This is a genomic window from Mycobacterium sp. IS-1264 (genome assembly GCF_001954195.1).
Classification (GTDB): Bacteria; Actinomycetota; Actinomycetes; order Mycobacteriales; family Mycobacteriaceae; genus Mycobacterium.
Genome location: NZ_MBES01000085.1, coordinates 33,713 through 48,517 on the forward strand (window position 1 = coordinate 33,713; position 14,805 = coordinate 48,517).

A 14,805-nucleotide genomic window follows, 5' to 3' on the forward strand; every position below is an offset into this window, starting at 1 on the left:
AGGTCGGCCGGGGTCTGGCTGACCAGATACGCTTTTGTTCGCGACGTGACACTCGCGCCGCGGTGAGGAGGACGTCGTGGCCAGCCTCGAGCAGACTCGTCAGCTGGTCACCGAAATCCCCGGTCCGGCATCGCTGGAACTGACCAAACGGCGCGCCGCCGCGGTGCCGCGGGGTGTCGGCGTCGCCATGCCGGTGTTCGCCGCCCGTGCCGGCGGCGGCATCGTCGAGGACGTCGACGGAAACCGGCTCATCGACCTGGGTTCGGGCATCGCCGTCACCACGGTCGGCAACTCGTCGCCGCGCGTCGTCGACGCCGTGCGCGCCCAGGTCGCCGAGTTCACCCACACCTGCTTCATGGTGACGCCCTACGAGCTGTACGTCGCCGTCGCCGAACAACTCAACCGGATCACCCCGGGATCCGGCGAGAAGCGCTCGGTGCTGTTCAACTCCGGCGCCGAGGCGGTCGAAAACTCCATCAAGATCGCCCGCTCCTATACCCGCAAGCCCGCGGTCGTCGCGTTCGACCACGCCTACCACGGGCGCACCAACATGGCGATGGCGCTGACGGCCAAGTCGATGCCCTACAAGAGCGGATTCGGTCCGTTCGCGCCGGAGATCTACCGGGCGCCGCTGTCCTACCCTTACCGGGACGGGCTGCTGGACAAGGAGCTGGCCACCGACGGCGAGCAGGCGGCGCAGCGCGCCATCAGCGTCATCGACAAGCAGGTGGGCGCGAAAAACCTGGCCGCCGTCCTCATCGAGCCGATCCAGGGCGAGGGCGGTTTCATCGTCCCGGCCGAGGGCTTCCTGCCGGCCCTGCTCGAATGGTGCCGCGACAACGAGGTGGTGTTCATCGCCGACGAGGTGCAGACCGGCTTCGCCCGCACCGGGGCGATGTTCGCCTGCGAGCACGAGGGCCCCAATGGTCTAGAGCCCGACCTGATCGTCACCGCCAAGGCCATCGCCGACGGGTTTCCGCTGTCGGCCGTGACCGGGCGCGCCGAGATCATGGACGCCCCGCATGTCGGCGGCCTCGGCGGCACCTTTGGCGGCAACCCCGTCGCCTGTGCCGCGGCGCTGGCCACCATCGAGACGATCGAGAGCGACGGCCTGATCGAGCGCGCCCGGCAGCTGGAACGATTGATGACCGAACCGCTGCTGCGCCTACAGGCCGCCGACGACCGGATCGGCGACGTGCGTGGCCGCGGCGCCATGATCGCCATCGAGCTGGTGAAATCCGGCACCGCCGAGCCCGACGCCGAGCTGACCGACAGGCTGGCCACCGCCGTCCACGCCGCCGGCGTCATCGTGTTGACCTGCGGCATGTTCGGCAACATCATCCGGCTGCTGCCGCCGCTGAACATCAGCGACGAGCTGCTGACCGAAGGACTCGACATCGTCGTCCGGACCCTGGGCGAGCTCTAGCCCCCTCGTGTGGCATCTCACATGTCGGCCACGGCCATTGTGGAATACCTTTAGTTTAGCTAACGTTATGTCGGTCAGCGCAGCGTCGCGCACAGACCATTTCTCAGTCAGTACAGGGGAACTGTTATGTCGACTATTACCCGTGAAGAGTGGCTTGCCCGCCGCGTCGAGGACCTGACCGCCAACGACCCACAGTTCGCCGCCGCCCGACCGGACCCCGCCGTCGCCGCCGCGTTGGAGCAGCCCGAGCTGCGACTGCCGCAAATCGTCGGGACCCTGGTGGAGGGATACGCCGACCGGCCCGCGCTGGGCCGACGCGCCGTGGAGTTCGTCACGGACCCGGCGAGCGGGCGCACCGTCGCCGAGCTGCTCAACCACTTCGACACCATCACCTATCGTGAGCTCGGCGACCGGGTCGGCGCGTTGGCACGCGCCTGGTCCACCGACTCGGTCCGCGCCGGCGACCGAGTCTGCGTGCTGGGCTTCACCGGCGTCGACTACACCACCATCGACATGGCGCTGGGCCAGATCGGCGCGGTGTCGGTACCGCTGCAGACCAGCGCGGCGCTCAGCCAGTTGCAGCCGATCGTGGCCGAGACCGAGCCCACCGTCATCGCCGCGAGCGTCAACCAGCTGACCGACGCCGTCGAGCTCGTCAGCACCGGCCCCGCACCCGCCCGGCTCGTCGTGTTCGACTACCACCCCGAGGTCGACGACCACCGCGACGCGGTGGCGGCGGCGCGCACCCGATTGACGGACACGATCGTGGAGACGCTGGACGACGTGCTCGCCCGCGGCAACGACCTGCCCGCCGGACCGGTCGCCGCGCCCGGCGACGACGATCTCCTGGCCCTGCTGATCTACACCTCCGGCAGCACCGGAGCGCCCAAGGGCGCGATGTACCCGCAGCGCAACGTGGCCAAGATGTTCCGCCGGTCGAGCAGGAACTGGTTCGGCCCCACCGCCGCGTCGATCACCCTGAACTTCATGCCGATGAGCCACGTCATGGGGCGCGGCATCCTCTACGGCACCCTCGGCAACGGCGGCACCGCGTACTTCGCGGCCAAGAGCGACCTGTCGACGCTGCTCGACGACCTCGCGCTGGTGCGGCCCACCGAGATGAACTTCGTGCCGCGGATCTGGGAGACCATCTACGGCGAATACCAGCGTCAGGTCGACCGCGGGGCCGACGAAGCCGAGGTCATGGAGGACTTGCGCCAGCACCTGTTGGGCGGTCGGTTCATCTTCGCGATGACGGGATCGGCGCCCACCTCCCCCGAGCTCAAGGCGTGGGTCGAAGACCTGCTGGAGATGCACCTGCTCGACGGCTACGGCTCCACCGAGGCCGGCATGGTGTTGTTCGACGGCGAGGTGCAGCGCCCGCCTGTCATCGACTACAAGCTCGTCGACGTCCCGGACCTCGGCTACTTCGCCACCGACCGGCCCTACCCGCGCGGCGAACTGCTGCTGCTGACCGAGAACATGTTCCCCGGCTACTACAAGCGGCCCCAGGTGACCGCCGACGTGTTCGACGCCGACGGCTACTACCGCACCGGAGACGTCGTCGCCGAGGTCGCGCCCAACCGCCTGGTCTATGTCGACCGCCGCAACAATGTGCTCAAGCTCGCCCAGGGCGAGTTCGTCACCGTCGCGAAGCTGGAGGCGGTCTTCGGCAACAGCCCACTGGTCCGCCAGATCTACGTCTACGGCAACAGTGCCCACCCGTACCTGTTGGCGGTCGTGGTTCCCACCGAAGAAGCGTTGGCCGGCAACGACATTGCGGCGCTCAAGCCGCTGATTGCCGACTCGCTACAGGCCGTCGCGAAGGAGGCGGGCCTGCAGTCCTACGAGGTGCCGCGCGACTTCCTCATCGAGACAACGCCTTTCACGCTCGAGAACGGTCTGCTCACCGGCATCCGCAAGCTGGCGTGGCCGAAGCTGAAGCAACACTACGGCGAGCGGCTGGAAGAGCTCTACGCCGAACTGGCCGAGGGCCAGGCCAATGAGTTGAGCGAACTGCGCCGCAGCGGGGCCGACGCCCCGGTCCTGCAAACCGTGAGCCGGGCCGCGGCCGCGCTGCTCGGCGCGGCGACCACGGACCTGTCGCCCGGCGCGCACTTCACCGACTTGGGTGGAGACTCGTTGTCCGCGTTGACATTCGGCAACCTGCTGCGCGAGATTTTCGACATCGACGTGCCGGTGGGTGTGATCGTCAGCCCGGCCAGTGACCTGCAGGCCATCGCCGACTACATCGAAGGCGAGCGGCAGGGCACGAAGCGTCCGAGCTTCGCCACCGTGCACGGCCGCGACACGACCGAGGTGTACGCCAGTGACCTCACCCTGGACAAGTTCATCGACGAGGCGACGCTGGCCGCCGCGCCGACGCTGCCGCGGCCCAGCTCCGAGGTGCGCACCGTGCTGCTGACCGGGGCTAGCGGGTTCCTGGGGCGCTACCTGGCGCTGGAATGGCTGGAGCGGATGGACCTCGTCGGCGGCAAGGTCATTGCGCTGGTGCGGGCCAAGTCCGACGAGGACGCGCGGGCCCGGCTGGACAACACTTTTGATTCCGACCCGGCGCTGCTGGCCCACTACCGGAAGCTGGCCGCGGACCACCTGGAGGTCATCGCGGGTGACAAGGGCGAGGCCAACCTGGGCCTGGATCCGGCGACGTGGCAGCGGCTGGCCGACACCGTCGACCTGATCGTCGACCCCGCGGCGCTGGTCAACCACGTGCTGCCGTATAGCGAGCTGTTCGGCCCGAACGCGCTGGGCACCGCGGAGCTGCTCCGAATCGCGTTGACCGGCAAGCAAAAGCCGTACACGTACGTGTCGACGATCGGCGTGGGCGACCAGATCGAGCCCGGGAAGTTCACCGAGGACGCCGATATCCGGGCCATCAGCGCGACGCGGCGGATCAGCGACAGCTACGCCAACGGCTACGGCAACAGCAAGTGGGCCGGCGAGGTGTTGCTGCGCGAGGCGCACGACCTGTGCGGCCTGCCCGTCGCGGTGTTCCGCTGCGACATGATCCTCGCCGACACCACCTACGCCGGTCAGCTCAACGTGCCGGACATGTTCACCCGGACGATTCTGAGCCTGGTGGCAACCGGCATCGCACCCGGCTCGTTCTACGAGCTGGGGGCCGAGGGCAACCGGCAGCGCGCGCACTACGACGGCCTGCCCGTCGAGTTCATCGCCGAGGCCATCGCGACGCTGGGCGCCCAGAGCGCCGACCGGTTCGCGACGTACCACGTGATGAACCCCTACGACGACGGCATCGGGTTCGACGAGTTCGTCGACTGGCTGATCGACCCGGCCGTCGCCGGGTGCGCCATCCAGCGCATCGACGACTACGGCGAGTGGTTGCAGCGGTTCGAGACCGCGTTGCGCGCCCTGCCCGAAAAGCAGCGCAACGCCTCGCTACTGCCGCTGCTGCACAACTACCAGAAGCCCGACAAGCCGATCAACGGCTCGATGGCGCCGACCGATCGGTTCCGCGCGGCGGTCCAGGACGCGAAAGTGGGCCCGGACAAAGACATTCCGCACATCACGCCGCCGATCATCGCGAAGTACGTCAGCGACCTGCGGCTGCTCGGGCTGCTCTAAGGCCGCTGCTCTAAGGCCTCAGCTCGGGCGGCCTCAGCTCTGCGGATGGGGCCAGCGCAGATACGCGTTGGCCCCACCGGCCTCGGTGCCGGCGCGATGCCGCCGCCAGCCCTTGGGCTTCGGCCCGTCTTCGGCCGTCCGCGGCTTGGTGAACGCACCCGAGGACACCTCGCGCGCCGGTTCCTCCAGCCCGGACATGTACACCGGCTCGCCGGCGGGTGCCGAGGCCGGTTCCGCGGGTCCGGCGAGTTCCGCCGGCTCCATGAAGGCCTCGACGTCGCTCGCCAGCCGCACGGCCAAGCGCGCCAGCGCGATGCCGCTGATGAATATGATCAGCGCGCCCAGGCCGGAGAAGTACGACACCTCGAGCGCGGCCCGCTTGCGGTCGGTCGCGGCAATCGGATCCCCGGCCGACCCGATCCCCAGGAGCGGGGCGATCTGCCCCCCGATCACGAACCATGCCCCGGCAACGGCCGCCAGCCAGCCGCCGACGATGGCCGTCATACGGTTTCCGGAAAAGATCAGCAGCAGGCCACCCAGCACGGCGGCGCCCCCCGGTAGCACCTCGAGCCAGCCCCGGGCCGAGGTCCATGCCCAATCTTGGTCGGGCGTGTAGGCGAAGTTGAAGCGTGGACCGACGAACGGTATCAACGCACCCCATGCACCCAGGACGACCAGGAGCAATCCGCTCACCGCGCCGCGCGAGCGGGGCATCCACAATGGGTGGCCGTTTAATGGGTGTTTCATTAGCTCTCCTCAATTGTCGCCGGGCTACTTCAGCAGGTGCCTGGATACCCCGCGCCGAGACGAAGTAACCGCTAAACGGCGAGACCGAGTGTGAGCAGCACCACAGCGATCACCGGAAAAGTGCCCTGCGTCAAGGCGGCGCGCGCCTTGTCCGGCGACGACAGCAGTAAGACGAGCGCGGCCGCAGCCATCGAGCCGACGCCCGCGAAAACCAGCGCGGCTCCAACGGCGTTGTGCCCCATGGCAATCGCGGCGATGCCGATCCCGCTGACCACCGCGAGGAACAGGTTGTAGAAACCCTGGTTGAACGCGAGCAGCTTGGTGGTCTCGGCTTCCTCGGCCGTCGTCCCGAAGGTGGCCCGGGTGCGCGGCGAAGTCCAGGTCAGCGACTCCATCGTGAAGATGTAGACGTGCAGCAGGGCGGCCAGGCCAGCGAACACCAGGGCGGCAGTGATCATCGCCGATGAACACTACCGACCTGGTGTCGCCGCGACTACCCTCAGCCGGTTAGGGCCTAGGCGCCGACGTGGTGGTGCCGGCGGAATAGCCCACCACCGTCGTGACGGTGGAAAAGGCCACGCCCGCGGTGCCCGTCGGGCTCGGCCGCAACCGGTTCGCGTAATGGCTCCTCCTCGGCGACGGGCGCCGGTGCGGCCACGGCGACGTCGCGCGCGTGCCGGACCGCCAGGCGCGCCACGGCGGCGCCACCCAGGAACACGATCAACGCACCGAGACCGGTGAAGTACGTGACCTCGAGCAGGGCACGCTTCAGGTCGGTCGCCGCCGCCGGTTGGCCGACGTCGCCGATGCTCAGGGTCGATGCGAAAGCGCGGCCGACCACGAACCACGCGCCGGCGCAGACCGCCAGCCAGCCGCCGAACACACCGCTGGCGCGGTTACCGGAGAAGAGCACCAGCAGGCCGCCCACTGCGGCGGCCGCGCCGGGCAGCACCTCCAGCCAGCCTTTTGCCGTCGTCCACGTCCAGGCCGGGTCGGTCATGTACGCCCAATCGATGTTGGGTCCGAAGAACGGTACCAATGCACCCCAGGCACCCAAGAGGATCAAGAGCAGCCCGGTCAACGCGCCGCGGCTGCGTGGCATGTACAGCGCGCGGGGGCGTTCATAGTCAGCGTTCGTGTGCCTCATCTGAATCTCCTTCAACAGGCATTTCTGCTGTGGGTTCGGATACCCGACGGCTCCTGGATGTAACCGGCGCGCGGCCACGGCTGCGTTTGCTGTGGCCGGTGTGACCGGCGCGCGCGCCCGCCGTCGCCGCAAAGCCCCAGCCAGCGGGCCTTCTGGCGGCGCCCCGGCCCAAAGGTCACGATTTGAACGCGAAATGCCCAAGCCGCCGGCGGCGAGCTAGTCGAAGAGCCCCGGTTGCCCCAGTCCGGTGACACCGGCCGGCGGGGTCATGCCCAGGTGCGTCCAGGCCTGCGCGGTCGCGACCCGGCCCCGCGGGGTGCGCGCGATCATGCCCGCGCGGACCAGGAACGGCTCGCACACCTCTTCCACGGTGGTGGCCTCCTCGCCGACCGCCACCGCCAGCGTCGAAACGCCGACCGGGCCGCCGCCGAAGCTGCGGGTCAGCGCCGACAGCACCGCCCGGTCCAGCCGGTCCAGGCCGAGCTCGTCGACGTCGTACACCTCGAGCGCGGACTTGGCGACGTCGCGAGTGATCACGCCGTCGGCGCGCACCTCGGCGAAGTCCCGCACCCGCCGCAGCAGCCGGTTGGCGATGCGCGGCGTGCCGCGCGAGCGCCGCGCGATCTCCGCCCCGGCCTCGGCGCCCAGTTCGATGCCCAGGATTCCGGCGGACCGGGCCAGCACCCGTTCCAGCTCGGCCGGCTCGTAGAAGTCCATGTGCGCGGTGAAGCCGAAGCGGTCGCGCAGCGGGCCGGTCAGCGCGCCGGACCTGGTGGTCGCGCCGACCAGGGTGAAGGGCGCGACCTCCAGCGGAATCGACGTCGCCCCAGGGCCTTTCCCGACGACCACGTCGACCCGGAAGTCCTCCATCGCGAGGTAGAGCATCTCCTCGGCTGGCCGGGCGATGCGGTGGATCTCGTCGATGAACAGCACGTCGTGCTCGACGAGGTTGGACAGCATCGCGGCCAGGTCGCCGGCGCGTTCCAGCGCGGGGCCCGACGTCACCCGCAGCGCGGACCCCAGCTCGGCGGCGATGATCATGGCCAGCGACGTCTTGCCCAGGCCCGGCGGGCCGGACAGCAGGATGTGATCCGGTGTGCCGCCGCGGTTCTTGGCCCCCTCGATGACCAGCTGCAGCTGCTCGCGCACGCGCGGCTGGCCGATGAACTCATTCAGCGTGCGGGGCCGCAGGCTGACGTCGATGTCGCCCTCGCCGAACGCGAGCGCGGGCGAAACCTCCCGGACCTCCGGGTCGGCGAAGTCGTCCTCGGCACTCATCGGCTCACCGGGCCTTACCCAGCAGCGACAGCGCCGCCCGCAAGGCCGACGACGTGGTCGCGTCGTGATCGCCGGCCAGCACGCTGTCGGTGGCCTCCTCCGCTTGTTTGGCCGCAAAACCGAGGCCGACCAGGGCCTCTACCACGGGGCTCCGCACGGCGTGGCCGTTGACCGCCGGGGCGGGCGCCGACCCGGCAATCGCGCCGATCTTGTCGCGCAATTCCAGCACCATCCGCTCGGCGCCGCGCTTGCCGATGCCCGGCACCCGGGTCAGCGCGGCGACGTCGCCGTCGGCCAACGCCTGCCGCAGCGCCGCGGCGTCGTGCACGGCCAGCGTCGCCATCGCCAGCCGCGGCCCGACGCCCGACACCGACAGCAGTGTCAGGAACAGATCCCGGGTCTCGGAGTCGGGGAACCCGTATAGCGTCTGCGAGTCCTCACGCACGATCATCGCCGTGATCAGCCGGGCCTCGCTGCCGTGGCGCAGCGTTGCCAGCGTCGACGGCGTCGCGTTGATCCGGTAGCCGACGCCGGCGGCCTCGATTACCGCGTGATCGAGGGCCACCTCGAGCACCTCACCGCGCACCGACGCGATCATCGGGCGGCCTTCACTTTCGCGAGGTACGCGCGGCGCTGGCGCGCGGCCACCGCCTCGGCCGCCGCCATCCGGGCGATCATCGGCGCCCGCCAGCAATGGCAGATCGCCAGCGCCAGCGCATCGGCCGCGTCGGCCGGTGTCGGTTTGGCTTGCAGCGCAAGGATTCTCGTGACCATGGCGGTGACCTGTGCTTTGTCGGCGGCCCCGTTGCCGGTGACCGCGGCCTTGACCTCGCTGGGCGTATGGAAGTGCACGTCGATGCCGCGTTTGGCGGCGGCCAGCGCGACGACCCCGCCGGCCTGAGCCGTGCCCATCACCGTCATCACGTTGTGCTGAGAGAACACTCGCTCGATGGCCACGACGTCCGGCCGGTGGGTGTCCAGCCAGTGGTCGACGGCCTCGCCGATGGCCAGCAACCGCTTGGCCAGCGGTGCATCGGCCGGGGTGCGCACCACGTCGACGTCCAGCGCCACGACGTCTCGGCCGCGCCCGCTTTCCACCACCGACAGCCCGCATCGGGTCAGCCCCGGATCGACGCCCATCACGCGCATGCGCCCGCTCCCCTATATCGCGTACCGAACAGCTGTTCGATAGCCTAACGGGCGATACCGACCGCGCCGGGTAGGACACGCGGCGCCGGTCAGCGGGTCGTGTTGCGGCGACGGGCCCAGCGAAAGCTGTTAACTTAAAGCCCACATTCGCTGGACCGCCGCGGGCACGGAAGGGTAAGCGTGGGAACACTGCTGGTCGTGATAGCCGCGGTGTTGTTCGTCGCGTCCATCGTGGTACTCGTCGTGGCGTTGCGGCGGCCCAAGCAACCGGCCGCGCGGCGCGGGCGCCAGGATCCGCTTTCCGCCGACGCGATGCCGCAGTTCGGGCCGCGCAGCCTGGGCCCCGGCGCCATCGTCAGCTACGGCGGCGTCGACTACGTGGTGCGCGGGTCGGTGACCTTCCGCGAGGGCCCGTTCGTGTGGTGGGAGCACCTGCTGGAAGGTGGCGACCAGCCGCTCTGGTTCAGCGTCGAGGAGGACGACGGGCGCCTGGAGCTGGTGATGTGGGTGACCCGCAAGGACGTGACGCTGCGGCCCGGCGACCAGTACGTGGTCGACGGGGTGACCTTTCACGAGTCGGAGCGCGGTCGCGCCTCGTACACCACCGAAGGCACGACGGGCCTGCCGGCCGGCGGTGAGATGGAATTCGTCGACTGCGCCAACGCCGACGAGAGCGCGCTGCTCTCCTTCGAACGCTGGGCCCCGGACACGCCCTGGGAGGTATCCACGGGCAAGTCCGTGTCGCCCGGCGAGCTGACCGTCTACCCCGCGCCCCCAGCCCCCTCCCCTTAGGCGACGTCGGTGCCGCTTCATCAGCTCGCAGTGACTCCGGCGGACGTGTCCGGGAACAGGCTCGGACTGGCGCTCAACGCCCCCGCGCCGGACCCATTGGCCAGCCATGCGCTGAACCATCCCGGCGGCGGCACCCTGCTGCTCGGAGTCCTCGGCGCATCGCACGTCGTCACCGTCGAGAAGGCCGGCAGCCGGTTCTCCGAGCAGGTCTCCTGCGCCGCGCGCAGCCACGGCGGCGGGCTGCCGGGGCACGCCGACGCGCCCGGCTACCGCATCGAGTCGCGGACCGACACCCGCGATGAGGCAGCGTTTCGCGAACTCGCGCACGAACTTCGCCGCCGCTGCGCGACCGAAACCGGTTGGCTCGGCGGCACCTTTCCCGGCGACGACGCCGCCCTGACCGCGCTGGCCGCCGAGCCCGACGGCGCCGGCTGGCGCTGGCAGACATGGCATCTCTACCCGCTCCGCCCCGTGGGGTCGGGCGGCATGGTGGTGCACACGGCGAGCCGGTGGCACCCATGAGCCGCAAGGGCCTGTTCTGGCTTTCCGGCGGCCTGGCCGTCGCGGCCATCGCGTCGCTGGTTTTCGGAATCGTGTTGCTGAACAAGGACATTGGGTCCTACGTCGCCGACCACTACCACGCGTACGCCACGGACGCCAGCGGAACGCGCTACCAGTGCAGCGGATCGCCCGACGACGTCGCCGACACGCTCGCCGACTACCAGGCACCCGACGCGCGCGCCGACAACGACAAGAGCGAATACCTGCGTTACAGCAACAACATCGTGATCGTCGGCCCCGACGGCAAGTACCCGTGCAGCATCCGCGTCGAAGGCTTGGGCGGCGGATACAGCCACGGAGCGTTCCTCTTCCTCGGCCCCGGGTTCAGCCCCGGGTCCCCCGCCGGCGGTGCCGGAGGAACAGCCGGCGGCCCGGGCGGAACCAAGTAACGCCAAAACCCAAAGGAGACAAGGATGTACCTCGCCGTCGAGATCGGGAATGTCAACCTCAATCCAATCTTCAAGGGCGTAGTGGCGACGATCCTGTACTTCGGAGTGGGCATGGCCGTGCTGCTCGTCGGCTTCTACATGGTCGACTGGCTGACCCCGGGAAAGCTGCGCCAGCTGGTGTTCATCGATCGCCGCCCCAACGCCGTCGTCGTCGCGGGCGCGATGTACATCGCGCTGGCCACCGTGATCATCAGCGCCATCACCAACAGCTACAGCCAGCTGGGCCAGGGACTCGTCGGGGTGGCGGTGTACGGGTTGGTGGGCGTGATCCTGCTCGGGATAGCGCTGCTGGCGATGCACCTGCTGATACCGGGTAGTTTCCACGAGCACGTCGACGAGCCGGAGCTGCACCCCGGTGCGTTCGCGGTGGCGCTGATACTGCTGGCGGTGGGAGGGGTGACCGCGGCGGCGGTCTCATGACATCCGTCGAGTCGTTGGCGCCGGCGGCCATGGATTCGTCGCGGCGGTGGCGTTCCGTGCTGCTGGCCGCCGTCGCGGCGTGCGCGGCGTGCGGCATCGTCTACGAGCTGGCGCTGCTGACGCTGTCGGCGAGCCTGAACGGCGGCGGCATCGTCGCCACCTCGCTGATCGTCGCCGGATACATCGCCGCGCTGGGTGCGGGCGCCCTGGCGATCAAGCCACTGCTGAGGCACGCGGCCATCACCTTCATCGCCGTCGAGGCGGCGCTGGGGATCATCGGCGGCCTGTCCGCGGCGGCGCTCTACGTGGTGTTCGCGTTCGTCGACGGGTCGACGTGGGTGCTGGCGGTGAGCACCGCCCTGATCGGCGGGCTGGTCGGCGCCGAGGTGCCGCTGCTGATGACGCTGCTGCAGCGGGGCCGCACCGCGGGCGACACGGATGCCGGCCGGACGCTGGCCAACCTGAACGCGGCGGATTACCTCGGGGCGTTGGTGGGTGGCCTGGTCTGGCCGTTCCTGCTGCTGCCGCATCTGGGGATGATCCGCGGGGCCGCGGCGACGGGCATCATCAACCTGGTTGCGGCCGCCGTGGTGGCGATGTTCCTGCTGCGCCGCGTGCTTGCCGTCCGGCAGCTGGCGACCGCGCTGTGCGCGCTCGCCGCGGCGCTCGGGCTGCTCGTCACGCTGCTGGCGCGGTCGCACGATATCGAGACCACCAGCCGGCAACGGCTCTACGCCGACCCGATCATCGCCTACCGGCACACCGCCTACCAGGAGATCGTGATCACCCGCCGCGACAACGACACCCGCCTGTACCTCGACGGCGGCCTGCAGTTTTCCACCCGGGACGAATACCGCTACACCGAGAGCCTCGTCTATCCCGCACTCGGCGCTGATGTCAAAGGCGCCCGGTCGGTGCTGGTGCTGGGCGGCGGCGACGGCCTCGCGGCGCGGGAACTGCTGCGCCAACCCGGCATCGGCAAGATCGTGCAGGTCGAGCTCGACCCCGCGATGATCGAATTGGCGCGCACCACCTTGCGGGACGCCAACGGCGGCGCGCTGGACAACCCGCGCGTGGCCGTCGTGATCGACGACGCGATGCGCTGGCTTCGGGCGCCGCACCCCGAGCTGCGCCCGCCGCAGGGCTTCGACGCGATCATCGTCGACCTGCCCGACCCGGACACACCGGTGCTGGGCCGGCTGTATTCGACCGAGTTCTATTCGCTCGCCGCGCATGCGCTGGCGCCGGATGGCCTGGTGGTCGTGCAGGCCGGCAGCCCGTTTTCCACCCCGACGGCGTTCTGGCGCACGGTTTCGACGATCCACGCCGCCGGCTACGCCGTCACGCCCTACCACGTGCACGTGCCCACGTTCGGCGACTGGGGGTTTGCGCTGGCGCGCCGCGGCGACATCCCGCCGAGCGCCACCCTGCCGGCGGATGCGCCGCCACTGCGCTTCCTCAACCCGCAGGTGCTCGCCGCCGCAACCGTGTTCGCCGGCGACGTCGCGCCCCGCACGCTGGATCCCTCGACGCTGGAGAACCCGCGCATCGTCGACGACATGCGCCACGGCTACGACTAAGGCGCTACCGCTCGCACCACCCACAGCGCGCCTCGACCGGCGGGATGCCGGTCGACGCGAACGACTTTGAAGCCGGCCGCATCGCAGTGTGCCGCAAAGGAATCGGCCTGCGGTTCGGTCCAACCATGACTCGCCAAGCCCGTCGCGCCCGGGTCCACCTGGCGCTCCATCACCAGCAGGCGCCCCGACGACGCCAGCACCCGTCGCAGCTCGCCGAGTCCGGCGGTCACGTCCTTCCAGTGGTGCACGGTCTTCAGCGACCACGCGACCGTTGCCCAGCCCGTGTCCACCGGCAGCTCCTCGGCGCCGCCGGGCGACCAGCTGACATTGGGGTCGCGGGTCGTCGCGCGGGCGAGACGCAACATGACGGGGCTCGGGTCGACACCTACGACTTCGGCGCCCCGCCGGGCGGCGGCCCGCACCGCGCTGCCCGGACCACAGCCGACGTCGACCACACGGTCGGAATCGGATACCGATGCCAGGTCGACGGCCAGCCGCGCGTTACGGCGCCCCATGACGAGCATGCCGAGCGCGGCCACCACACCGATCGGTCCGGCAAAGCCCGGGTGGTCGGCGTGATGGTTTACGACAGGGCCGCTCAGCTCACTCCTCGATCTGGGCCAGGATCTCGTCGGGGATGTCGGCGTTGGTGTAGACGTCTTGGACGTCGTCGCTCTCTTCAAGCGCGTCGACCAGCCGGATGACTTTTTGCGCGCCGTCGGCATCGAGTGGAACGGTCACCGACGGCTGGAACCCCGCCTCGGCGGAGTCGTAGTCAATCCCGGCCTCCTGCAAGGCGGTTCGCACGGCGACCAGATCCGTGGGCTCGGTGATGATCTCGAAGCTGTCGCCCAGATCGGTGACATCCTCCGCACCGGCGTCCAGCACCGCGGCCAGCAGGTCGTCTTCAGTCAGGCCGTTCTTCTCGAGGGTGACGACGCCCTTGCGGGTGAAAAGGTAGGCAACCGATCCCGGATCGGCCATCGTTCCGCCGTTGCGCGTCATCGCCACTCGGACCTCGCTGGCCGCACGGTTGCGGTTGTCGGTCAGGCACTCGACCAGCACCGCCACTCCATTGGGCGCGTAGCCCTCGTAGGTGATTGTCTGCCAGTCGGCGCCGCCGGCTTCCTCGCCGGCCCCGCGTTTGCGGGCCTTCTCGATGTTGTCGTTGGGTACCGAACTTTTCTTCGCCTTCTGGATGGCGTCGTACAGGGTCGGGTTGCCCGCGGGGTCACCGCCGCCGACGCGGGCCGCGACCTCGATGTTCTTGATCAACCGCGCGAACATCTTGCCGCGGCGGGCGTCGATGACGGCCTTCTTGTGCTTGGTGGTGGCCCACTTGGAATGGCCGCTCATCGGTGTGACATCCCTCTTCCGACCTCTTCTGTTGCTTGAAATCCGATCAACGAGTCTACGTGTACGGACCGCGCCGGTACTCCGACGATGCCCCTTACGACTCAGCGTCCCCAGCTGTCACAGAACAGCAGCGATCCAGGATGTGCCCGCCTCAGAGCGACAATCCGGAGGATCTCCGGTGACCAGGCCCGATCCCCAGCCGTCCGGCTTGTCGCTGTGAGGCGGGCACATCCCTAGCCGCGGCCCTCGGGTGAACAAGTGACAGACGGGGCTTCAGTGCCGGCCGTTGACGAT

The 14,805-nt window shown here is 69.5% G+C and carries 15 protein-coding genes; 7 read left to right on the forward strand and 8 right to left on the reverse strand.

Annotation, left to right across the window (positions count from 1 at the left end):
• The first annotated feature begins 76 nt into the window (after positions 1-76).
• A complete protein-coding gene (gene gabT / locus A5744_RS22630) occupies positions 77-1,426 on the forward strand; it encodes a 4-aminobutyrate--2-oxoglutarate transaminase (protein WP_076064609.1) in 1,350 nt (449 codons plus the stop codon).
• A gap of 126 nt (positions 1,427-1,552) precedes the next feature.
• Entirely contained in the window at positions 1,553-5,032 is a 3,480-nt protein-coding gene (gene car / locus A5744_RS22635; protein WP_076064610.1) for a carboxylic acid reductase, read from the forward strand.
• Between the two features lie 33 nt (positions 5,033-5,065).
• Here the strand turns inward: car and A5744_RS22640 are convergent, their stop codons facing one another.
• From A5744_RS22640 to ruvC, 6 genes are all read right to left on the reverse strand, one after another.
• Entirely contained in the window at positions 5,066-5,779 is a 714-nt protein-coding gene (locus A5744_RS22640; RefSeq protein WP_076064611.1) for a hypothetical protein, read from the reverse strand.
• A gap of 71 nt (positions 5,780-5,850) precedes the next feature.
• Positions 5,851-6,237, reverse strand: coding sequence for a DUF1304 domain-containing protein (locus A5744_RS22645; protein ID WP_076064612.1), 387 nt, complete (start codon positions 6,235-6,237; stop codon positions 5,851-5,853).
• A gap of 56 nt (positions 6,238-6,293) precedes the next feature.
• A complete protein-coding gene (locus A5744_RS22650) occupies positions 6,294-6,926 on the reverse strand; it encodes a hypothetical protein (protein WP_076064613.1) in 633 nt (210 codons plus the stop codon).
• Positions 6,927-7,142: 216 nt separating this feature from the next.
• A complete protein-coding gene (gene ruvB, locus A5744_RS22655) occupies positions 7,143-8,204 on the reverse strand; it encodes a Holliday junction branch migration DNA helicase RuvB (protein WP_076064614.1) in 1,062 nt (353 codons plus the stop codon).
• A gap of 4 nt (positions 8,205-8,208) precedes the next feature.
• The gene (gene ruvA / locus A5744_RS22660; RefSeq protein ID WP_076064615.1) at positions 8,209-8,802 is read right to left on the reverse strand and encodes a Holliday junction branch migration protein RuvA; all 594 of its coding nucleotides are present in this window, start codon (positions 8,800-8,802) and stop codon (positions 8,209-8,211) included.
• Positions 8,799-9,353 (reverse strand): crossover junction endodeoxyribonuclease RuvC, encoded by a 555-nt coding sequence (gene ruvC, locus A5744_RS22665; protein ID WP_076064616.1) that lies wholly within the window; start codon positions 9,351-9,353, stop codon positions 8,799-8,801. The genes ruvA and ruvC overlap by 4 nt, the downstream gene beginning before the upstream one ends.
• Before the next feature lie 180 nt (positions 9,354-9,533).
• Here ruvC and A5744_RS22670 point away from each other — a divergent pair, with 180 nt between their 5' ends.
• From A5744_RS22670 to A5744_RS22690, 5 genes are read left to right on the forward strand one after another with little or no spacing between them, the layout of a single operon-like run.
• A complete protein-coding gene (locus A5744_RS22670) occupies positions 9,534-10,145 on the forward strand; it encodes a DUF4178 domain-containing protein (RefSeq protein WP_076064617.1) in 612 nt (203 codons plus the stop codon).
• A gap of 9 nt (positions 10,146-10,154) precedes the next feature.
• The gene (locus A5744_RS22675) at positions 10,155-10,667 is read left to right on the forward strand and encodes a DUF2617 family protein (RefSeq protein WP_076064618.1); all 513 of its coding nucleotides are present in this window, start codon (positions 10,155-10,157) and stop codon (positions 10,665-10,667) included.
• Positions 10,664-11,095, forward strand: a complete 432-nt coding sequence (locus A5744_RS22680; RefSeq protein ID WP_076064619.1) for a DUF4247 domain-containing protein — start codon at positions 10,664-10,666, stop codon at positions 11,093-11,095. The genes A5744_RS22675 and A5744_RS22680 overlap by 4 nt, the downstream gene beginning before the upstream one ends.
• 24 nt (positions 11,096-11,119) lie before the next feature.
• Positions 11,120-11,575: a DUF350 domain-containing protein gene (locus tag A5744_RS22685; protein WP_076064620.1), complete on the forward strand. Its 456-nt coding sequence runs from the start codon at positions 11,120-11,122 to the stop codon at positions 11,573-11,575.
• Positions 11,572-13,155 (forward strand): polyamine aminopropyltransferase, encoded by a 1,584-nt coding sequence (locus A5744_RS22690; protein ID WP_076064621.1) that lies wholly within the window; start codon positions 11,572-11,574, stop codon positions 13,153-13,155. The genes A5744_RS22685 and A5744_RS22690 overlap by 4 nt, the downstream gene beginning before the upstream one ends.
• Here the strand turns inward: A5744_RS22690 and A5744_RS22695 are convergent.
• The gene (locus A5744_RS22695) at positions 13,152-13,694 is read right to left on the reverse strand and encodes a class I SAM-dependent methyltransferase (protein WP_170874568.1); all 543 of its coding nucleotides are present in this window, start codon (positions 13,692-13,694) and stop codon (positions 13,152-13,154) included. The two genes, A5744_RS22690 and A5744_RS22695, sit on opposite strands and share 4 nt — an antisense overlap.
• 64 nt (positions 13,695-13,758) lie before the next feature.
• Entirely contained in the window at positions 13,759-14,511 is a 753-nt protein-coding gene (locus A5744_RS22700; protein WP_076064622.1) for a YebC/PmpR family DNA-binding transcriptional regulator, read from the reverse strand.
• Between the last annotated feature and the right edge of the window lie 294 nt (positions 14,512-14,805).

Coding starts and splice junctions, on each gene's coding strand:
- A5744_RS22700 (WP_076064622.1), bottom strand. CDS start 14,511: ATGAGCGGCCATTCCAAGTGGGCCACCACCAAGCACAAGAAGGCCGTC.
- A5744_RS22680 (WP_076064619.1), top strand. CDS start 10,664: ATGAGCCGCAAGGGCCTGTTCTGGCTTTCCGGCGGCCTGGCCGTCGCG.
- car (WP_076064610.1), top strand. CDS start 1,553: ATGTCGACTATTACCCGTGAAGAGTGGCTTGCCCGCCGCGTCGAGGAC.
- A5744_RS22690 (WP_076064621.1), top strand. CDS start 11,572: ATGACATCCGTCGAGTCGTTGGCGCCGGCGGCCATGGATTCGTCGCGG.
- A5744_RS22640 (WP_076064611.1), bottom strand. CDS start 5,779: ATGAAACACCCATTAAACGGCCACCCATTGTGGATGCCCCGCTCGCGC.
- A5744_RS22645 (WP_076064612.1), bottom strand. CDS start 6,237: ATGATCACTGCCGCCCTGGTGTTCGCTGGCCTGGCCGCCCTGCTGCAC.
- A5744_RS22650 (WP_076064613.1), bottom strand. CDS start 6,926: ATGAGGCACACGAACGCTGACTATGAACGCCCCCGCGCGCTGTACATG.
- A5744_RS22685 (WP_076064620.1), top strand. CDS start 11,120: ATGTACCTCGCCGTCGAGATCGGGAATGTCAACCTCAATCCAATCTTC.
- ruvC (WP_076064616.1), bottom strand. CDS start 9,353: ATGCGCGTGATGGGCGTCGATCCGGGGCTGACCCGATGCGGGCTGTCG.
- ruvA (WP_076064615.1), bottom strand. CDS start 8,802: ATGATCGCGTCGGTGCGCGGTGAGGTGCTCGAGGTGGCCCTCGATCAC.
- ruvB (WP_076064614.1), bottom strand. CDS start 8,204: ATGAGTGCCGAGGACGACTTCGCCGACCCGGAGGTCCGGGAGGTTTCG.